The organism is Candidatus Methylacidithermus pantelleriae (genome assembly GCF_905250085.1).
In the GTDB taxonomy this organism is placed as follows: Bacteria; Verrucomicrobiota; Verrucomicrobiia; order Methylacidiphilales; family Methylacidiphilaceae; genus Methylacidithermus; species Methylacidithermus pantelleriae.
Genome location: NZ_CAJNOB010000047.1, coordinates 1 through 6,762, shown reverse-complemented (window position 1 = coordinate 6,762; position 6,762 = coordinate 1). Strand labels below are relative to the sequence as shown.

General features: G+C 56.6%; 6 protein-coding genes and 1 pseudogene. 3 read left to right on the top strand and 4 right to left on the bottom strand.

The window, feature by feature from the left end:
* Positions 1-124: 124 nt before the first annotated feature.
* The 3 genes and pseudogenes from KK925_RS09085 to KK925_RS11505 all read left to right on the top strand — a co-directional run.
* Entirely contained in the window at positions 125-295 is a 171-nt protein-coding gene (locus tag KK925_RS09085; protein WP_174583534.1) for a hypothetical protein, read from the top strand.
* Between the two features lie 690 nt (positions 296-985).
* On the top strand, positions 986-1,114 hold the full coding sequence (locus tag KK925_RS11315) for a hypothetical protein (protein ID WP_268905648.1): 129 nt from the start codon (positions 986-988) through the stop codon (positions 1,112-1,114).
* Positions 1,114-1,505: pseudogene (locus KK925_RS11505) on the top strand (BPTD_3080 family restriction endonuclease); the annotation flags it as partial. The gene KK925_RS11315 and the pseudogene KK925_RS11505, both read left to right, overlap by 1 nt.
* A gap of 205 nt (positions 1,506-1,710) precedes the next feature.
* Here the strand turns inward: KK925_RS11505 and KK925_RS09080 are convergent.
* The 4 genes from KK925_RS09080 to KK925_RS09065 form a co-directional block, all read right to left on the bottom strand.
* The gene (locus KK925_RS09080) at positions 1,711-2,760 is read right to left on the bottom strand and encodes a type III polyketide synthase (protein ID WP_174583532.1); all 1,050 of its coding nucleotides are present in this window, start codon (positions 2,758-2,760) and stop codon (positions 1,711-1,713) included.
* Positions 2,761-2,823: 63 nt separating this feature from the next.
* Positions 2,824-3,873, bottom strand: coding sequence for an NAD(P)/FAD-dependent oxidoreductase (locus KK925_RS09075; protein ID WP_174583531.1), 1,050 nt, complete (start codon positions 3,871-3,873; stop codon positions 2,824-2,826).
* A gap of 1,013 nt (positions 3,874-4,886) precedes the next feature.
* On the bottom strand, positions 4,887-5,276 hold the full coding sequence (folB, locus tag KK925_RS09070) for a dihydroneopterin aldolase (protein WP_174583530.1): 390 nt from the start codon (positions 5,274-5,276) through the stop codon (positions 4,887-4,889).
* 78 nt (positions 5,277-5,354) lie between these two features.
* A partial coding sequence (locus tag KK925_RS09065) for a glutamate decarboxylase (RefSeq protein WP_214096455.1) occupies positions 5,355-6,762 on the bottom strand: 1,408 nt, incomplete at its 5' end.

The window sequence follows — 6,762 nt, the reverse complement described above, 5'->3', positions numbered from 1 at the left end:
GAAAAGCGGGGGAGGGGGCGAAAGATTTCGGGTAGCTGGAGCGGGCGCTGGTTCTTGTGGCTTCCCCTCTTTTGTGTCTGGAGAGTAAAGCATGCTTGGGCACGAGTAACGGGAGACCGATTCTATGCCGGATTGGCGACGGGAACATATCCGGCCGGTTGGGGAAGAGATTGGGCGGGTTCGGGTGGACCATGGGTTTCTTTGGCCGTCGTATGGGGCATGGGATGAGCGGGGTAAAGGAGAACGAGGAGGTGCGGTAGGAACGTTTTTTGGGCTCCGGGATCTTTTTCTCTGAAGCTCCAGAGGATCTTCGATGGGACTTCTTCCTATTTTCAAGGGAAAGATCCGAAAGCGTGTGGTGCGATACGGGTCCAGCCCGAGACGGGCGGCCGGGAAACTGGCAAATCCTCTTGGGTTGGTAGGGGGAGTGGCTGGGCGATGGGCGAGCATGTCTTTCTTTGGGGCAACCAGGAGGATTCGGAAACGGTTGGGTGCTGTACCTCGAAAGATCGACCGATCTTGCCACGCTACGCGCCTTGTCGATCGCGTCGAATCACCCGGCGCGGCAACGGCTCGGATGAGCGTTTTTGCATTACCTCGCCAACCAGCCGCGCAAGGCGCAGGAGCATTGTTATGCCCTGCATGAAGCCAAGCCTGACTTTGTCGGGATCGCCATCTATGACCGGCTGAGAGCGAGCCTACCGTCCGATCGCAATCTTGTGCATCGGATGTGGAGGAAGTGCGAGCTGTAGAACGACCTGTGCCAACCGGAGACGCTCCTTTGCTTTGCCGAGGATCAGGGCCGCCATCAGTAAGGAGAACCCTTTGGGCGCGGCGCAAGGCTATGGAGGAGGCGATTAAGGAGATCGGGCGCTCCTTTGCGGACCTTGGACGAGGACCCGGGAGCGCTGACATCAAGGCGAGCAACGAATTCCTTGAGCGGTTGTTCAGGTAGTTCTATCAATCGCCGAACCTGCCGAATCTGATGAGCAAGACCGATCACCACGTGCTGGTGGCTACCGTGCTTGCGAACGCGATTGACCTGGAGATTGGGTACGCGCTTGACGCGATCGTGGCTGCGGCGAGTGCTGCGAAACTGTGCGGGGCCACGTAATGGGCAAGACCACCATCGCCCGCCTGGTCATCATCAACTCGCCATGCCGGGAGCGCGCGCCACTGGCGCTACGACCGGGAGACTCGGACTTTCGATCTAGCCGAAGGCCCCCTCTCTGGCTGGGAGTACGGTGGCCACGCCGGGTTCGAAGTCTTTTGACGACCCCGGCATCTTGGTCGAAATTCCACTGGTCAATGAGATCCGCCCGTGCGTCAAGGCCTGGCGCGAGGCGGGCTATCCGAGGTGTTACCAGCATCACCAAACGCCCATTGGAATGCTCGCTCGACCCCGAGGAGTTCGATACACGGGAGCTTTTTTCTTCTGCTAACTAGAGGCGGTGGGGAGGCTCATCTGGCTTACCGAGGCGCCTGCCTCGGAACCTCTTGGCATTGGGCGTTACGCAGGCTTTGCCGGTAAAAGCCCGGCAGACACAAATGGTCGGCACCGCTATTCGGCCGGGGTCCGGGACGATCTTTCCTGGCGGGGGAATGGTTGTCTATCGTTTGAGGAACGCTTCTAGCTCAAACGGGATATCACAAGGCAACAAAAATTTCCCTGCTGTGTCTGCAGCATGAGGATAGAGCAGCACTAGCTCGCTAGCTTGCGGCTTCAGTCTGGGACAGCCAGGCAGCATGAACGGAAAAACCTGCTCCAAAAGAGACAATCCAAAGTGCTTCGCTTGCGGGCCGTTCCAGCACGGATTCCAGAACGAACAAAACGGAAGGGCTACTCATGTTGCCACAGCGCCACAGGACTTGCCGGCTTTCGGGAACGATCTTTCCGGGGAGTTTGGCTTCCAGGGCGGCAATTACTTCCTTTCCGCCAGGGTGGGCAACAATGCGGCAGATATCTCGCTTTTTCCCCGGAACCCTCTCCCATAATTTGCTCACTGCTTCGGCTGCCAAGTGGGGAACCGTGCGATCGAGAAGGTTCCGGAGTTTTCCTTGCCGATTTTCAAACCGCAGTTTCTGGCGCTCCTTTGGAAGGTGCTCCGAATCAAAATCGTGAGCTTCCCATCCGAGCCCTTTTCGCCGACCCGACCAAATAGTGGCGGCCGCGCCGTCGCCAAAGATGCAAAGACTGACCAAAACGCCGCGATCGTTATCCACATAGAAAGCAGCGGAACAGATTTCCACGGCCACGCAAGCAACCCATCCCTCCGGATGGCCTGCCAGATAAGCGGCACCAGCACGCAGAGCTGGTAAAGCTGCACCACACCCTTGTCCCGCAAGATCAAGTAGGTAGGCAGTGGAACGGAGCCCGGCCAATTCCGCAATGTAACTGGAAAGACCCGGACACAAGTATCCTGTACACGTGCATACAATGAGCGCATCGAGGGTTTCCGCGGTGACTGCCGCTTTGTCCAGGGCACGTTTCAGAGCTTGGTACCCCAGTTGGGGTGCCAGTTCCTCAAACTTACGATTGAGCTGTTCCGAATCCAAATCAAGTGCGCTAGCCAAAGGTTCCAGGGCAAAATGCCTCGATCCGATTCCGCTATCACCTAAAAGAATGCGTTCCACAAACGCGATCGAGTCCGGAGTGAGTACCTCCCGGGCTCGCCGGGAGTCCTTAAGAAAAATTTCCCAGCAATCGCGCTGCGTGTAGGCGTGGGGAGGTAAAGCGGTAGCTATAGCCTGAAGAAACAAGGTGCTCCGATGGCTGTGCTTTTGGTTTTCACCTCATGAAACCCAGTGGGCTTCTGCTGCCCGCTAACGTTTGCTGCCTTCCCATAGACGGTACCCGGACAGCCTTTGGTAGATCCAGGGAAAGGAACGATCCCATTTTCGCAACTGGGAAGCCCCGAACTGGAAAAGCGATCCAGAAAGAAGCGCATGATGAAGGAGACCTGCAAAAAACATACGCTCTCGGAAAGCCCAATGAAGCCTCCGGAAAAGTTCAGCCTTTAGGGAATCCCAGCTGATCTTTCCCAAAGCAAAATCCTCCAGAAGATCCGCCGCCAAAAGGGCCGATTCAAGCGCCATAGCCATCCCATTTCCAGTAAAAGGAGGAATCACTCCAAACGAATCCCCGATGGCTGCCATACCCCGAGGCGCCATTCCAAAATCAAAATGGGAAACACCAATCATACTCTCCCGCAGCGGACCGGAACGCAGTAGTCGAGCGGCAACCTGTTCCAACCCCGCCTCTTCCAAAGCCTTCGCAAACCGCATGAGGGGATCGGAAAAGGTTCCCAGGGGAATTCGTTGCAATAGGGCACATGCATTCACCCTTCCATCGGGGAGCCATGCAAACCCGACGTAGGCACCTTTGCCCACATGAAGTTCCAGGTCACAATCTGGCTGGTCCTTAGTCAGGTGAACCTTTAGGCCGAGCCAAGAGCTTTTGCCTTTCCTTCTTCCCGAAGCAATCACCTGGCCTATTCTATCCTGAATGGGAAGCCGGCTTCCCGTTCGAAGTTCCCCACCGTAACGGACAAACGCTCGAGCAAGACGCGCATCAAGCTCATGCCGGGAACAAACAAAAACGGGTTTTGGAATGGTGGCTTCCCAAACCCGACGTTTTCCGGCAAAAAACGCGACCCTTGCCTTTTTGGCCAGGGGAGCCAACAGATCTTCCAGCCCCAGCTGCCGAACCACTTCATAGGAAAGTCCAGAGATAAATTCACCGCAGGCCTTATGCCTGGGGTAACTTTGGGCTTCGTGAACCGTCACGGGTAGACCTCTTTTGGCAAGGCAAATACCGAGCGCTAACCCGGCTATTCCGCCTCCCACAATCGTGATCGGTTGGTTTTCCTTCACTCTTCTCTGTGGTTTCGTAACCAGGCGATCATGGTCGCCCCTACGCTTGTCCAACCCTGCGCCATTCAAAAGCAATTCTTACGAAAAAAGAGCCTCTCCACCAAACGTATAGCAAACCTTGTCCGTGTTGCTGCTACCCGGATCGATTCCTTAGAGAACGCTTTCCCCTTTTTGGACTCTAGACGTGCGCAAAGGGATGCCAGCTCTTCCAAAGGAGAGTTTGGATCATTTCGGCTACCCAAGCAAAAACGGATAGCTTTCGCTTCCGTGTGCTCCGGGGATCAAAAGGTTGCATCGACCAGTAGGGCCGAAGTCGTCCTCGCCGGGCAACGATTGCTTCAGCCAGGAGTACCCGGAGCGGCAGCTAAGGGTGACAGCGGTGGCCGAAGTCGCGTTGGGAAAGAGAGCCATGGGGGCACTGGGGAGAGCCGCCAGGGTATCGGGCGAGGGCATGCGGCGAAGGATGAAGAATCAACACGGCGGGCCCATCTGGTGGGCTGTGTTGGTGCCGAACGGACCGACTACTGCCCCGTGTGGGGCCGAAAGAGAGACCAGGTAGGACTCGGATAGGTCCATAGTACGGTGGAGCTCGGAGAAAGGCCCCAAACGGGAAGGGGCCTAGAGCTCCGTAGGATGCGTCGGAGGGAGCGAAAGGCACGGGAGAGTGACCGAGAACCTAGAATCTCTCTGGGGGCTTGGCCAGCCCGAGAAGACACGGCAGCGAAAGCGAGGGCGGGCTAGAAAACCTGCCGTGGGCATAATCGAGCTGAAACCTTGTCCGAAAGCCGAATAAGGGAGATTCGAACGCTCGGTTGGATTAGGCGGGGAATGGGAACGGACGACCCGGAGGGAACCTGGAGGAACGGCCCTACCGACAGGGTAGCCCCGGCTGAGGCTCTCCTACTGCGCTCGGCGCCACTCCTTGACTCTGCGGCTTCTCTCTTCCGTTGAGCTTCAATGGAAGCGAGCCTATAGAGCGCGTTTCAGTCCCTAGGGAATGATGATCGCATGTTTTAGCTTACCTGGGACGGCCCAGCGGCTCGCCCGTCCTGTGATTTGGAACGTTGGATCCGCAAAGACACGCATCCTATGGAAGGGAGGGGAAATTTTCGCACCTCGACCTCGACTTCCTGGACGAGGGGCTCCTGTAAGATGGCTGTGGCCACCTCCCAAGCGAGGGATTCCAAAAGGCAACGGGGTCGCGCCTGGGCAAGATCCCGAATGGATTGGCAGATCCGGGCATAGTCCACCGTCTTTTCTAATGCATCGGTCTTGGCTGCGGGAGAGAGGTCTAGGCAACCGATCCTAACGGACAAAAGTACTTTCTGGGGCCAGGCTCGCTCCTCTTCGGTTACCCCCAGCCGCAGCCACAGTTCCATTTGCTCCAGAGAAATCCAATCCAAGCTCCGTTACCTCCCTCTTTTTTCTTTCTCCAGCCTCGACAGGTGTTCTCTTTCTCTTCGGGCTTTTCTCCTACCTGGTCACCTTCCACCATGGGTAAACATGCCTAGCTCCTCCTGAGTGAGAGGCGCAGCCGGGGGATGCGACTCCAAATACGAAAGGGTTTTCTTTAGGTCGTCCACAAAGAGATAGGCAAGCTCCATGGTAAACCCAGGCCGGATCACCGCTCGCTGCACGATCATTTGTTGACAATTGGGTACCAAGGGATAAGTCGGAACCAGCCATCCTCGGGTTCGCAGCCGATCTGCAACGTCATAGAGGCTAAAGGGAAGACGGCAACAAGGATCCAACGTCCAACACACCACCGGAATCCCTTGGTCGCCTTGGTGAACCAGTTGGAAACACTCGAAGCCATCCAATTGACTGGCCAAAAACTGGGCTATCGCAAAGCACTCGGAAAGGATTTTGCGATACCCTTCCCTGCCCAGCCGAAGAAACTGGTAGTACTGGCAAATGACCTGGCTTCCGGGGCGCGAAAACGTGAGCCCGTAAGTAGGGACTTCGCCACCCAGATAGCGGACCGAGAAGGTTAGTTCCCTGGGGAGAAAACTCTTTTCCCTCCACAACACCCAGCCAAGTCCTAGGGGCGCTAGGCCAAACTTGTGTCCTGAGGCGTTGATGGAGACCACTTTGGGGTTGCGAAAATCCCAACGGAGCTGTGGATGGATAAATGGGGCTACAAACCCTCCGCTTGCCGCGTCAACATGAATGGGAATTTCAATCCCTTGTTCCTTTTCCCACCTAGCCAGAGCGGCTGACACTTCTTCCACCGGTTCATAATGTCCCGTAAAGGTAAGACCCAAGGTGCAAACGACTCCAATGGTGTTCTTATCGCAACGTTTCAGAACCTCCTCGGGACGCGCAACCCATTTTCCCGGTTCCATTGCTATTTCCCGGAGTTCCACCTCCCAGTACCGGCAAAATTTTTCCCAGCATACCTGAACGGGACCGGTCACAAGATTGGGAGGTCCTTGCAAGGAACCTGCTCGAGATTTCCACCGCCAGAGAAGCGCAAGGCCCGCCAGGAGGCAAGCTTCACTGGAGCCGGTGGTCGAGCAACCTACCGCTTCTTCGCGCGAGGGCGCGTTCCACAGCTCGGCTAGCATCGCAACGCATCGACGTTCAATCTCGGAGGTTTGCGGGTATTCATCCCGGTCGACAAGATTCCGGTCAAGACCCAGCCCCATGAGATAGCGTGTTTCCGGTTCAAACCAGGTAGTGCAGAAGGTGGCCAGATTCTGGCGGGCGTTCCCATCCAAGAGGAGCTCATCTTCGACCAGCGACAGAGCATGACGAGGGCTCTGGCCAGTAGAGGGAAACGAGTCGCGGGGAACCCAAAGGGAAGGTTCCCCTGGGACGGGAAGCCGCCGCCGCGCTTCTTTTTCTCCGCTGCCCGGGTGTAATGGCATAAGGATCTCGAAGGCTAGA

What these genes read in the sequence shown, in the direction of transcription:
- KK925_RS09085 (WP_174583534.1), top strand. Translation starts at nt 125, where the DNA reads ATGCCGGATTGGCGACGGGAACATATCCGGCCGGTTGGGGAAGAGATT.
- KK925_RS11315 (WP_268905648.1), top strand. Translation starts at nt 986, where the DNA reads ATGAGCAAGACCGATCACCACGTGCTGGTGGCTACCGTGCTTGCGAAC.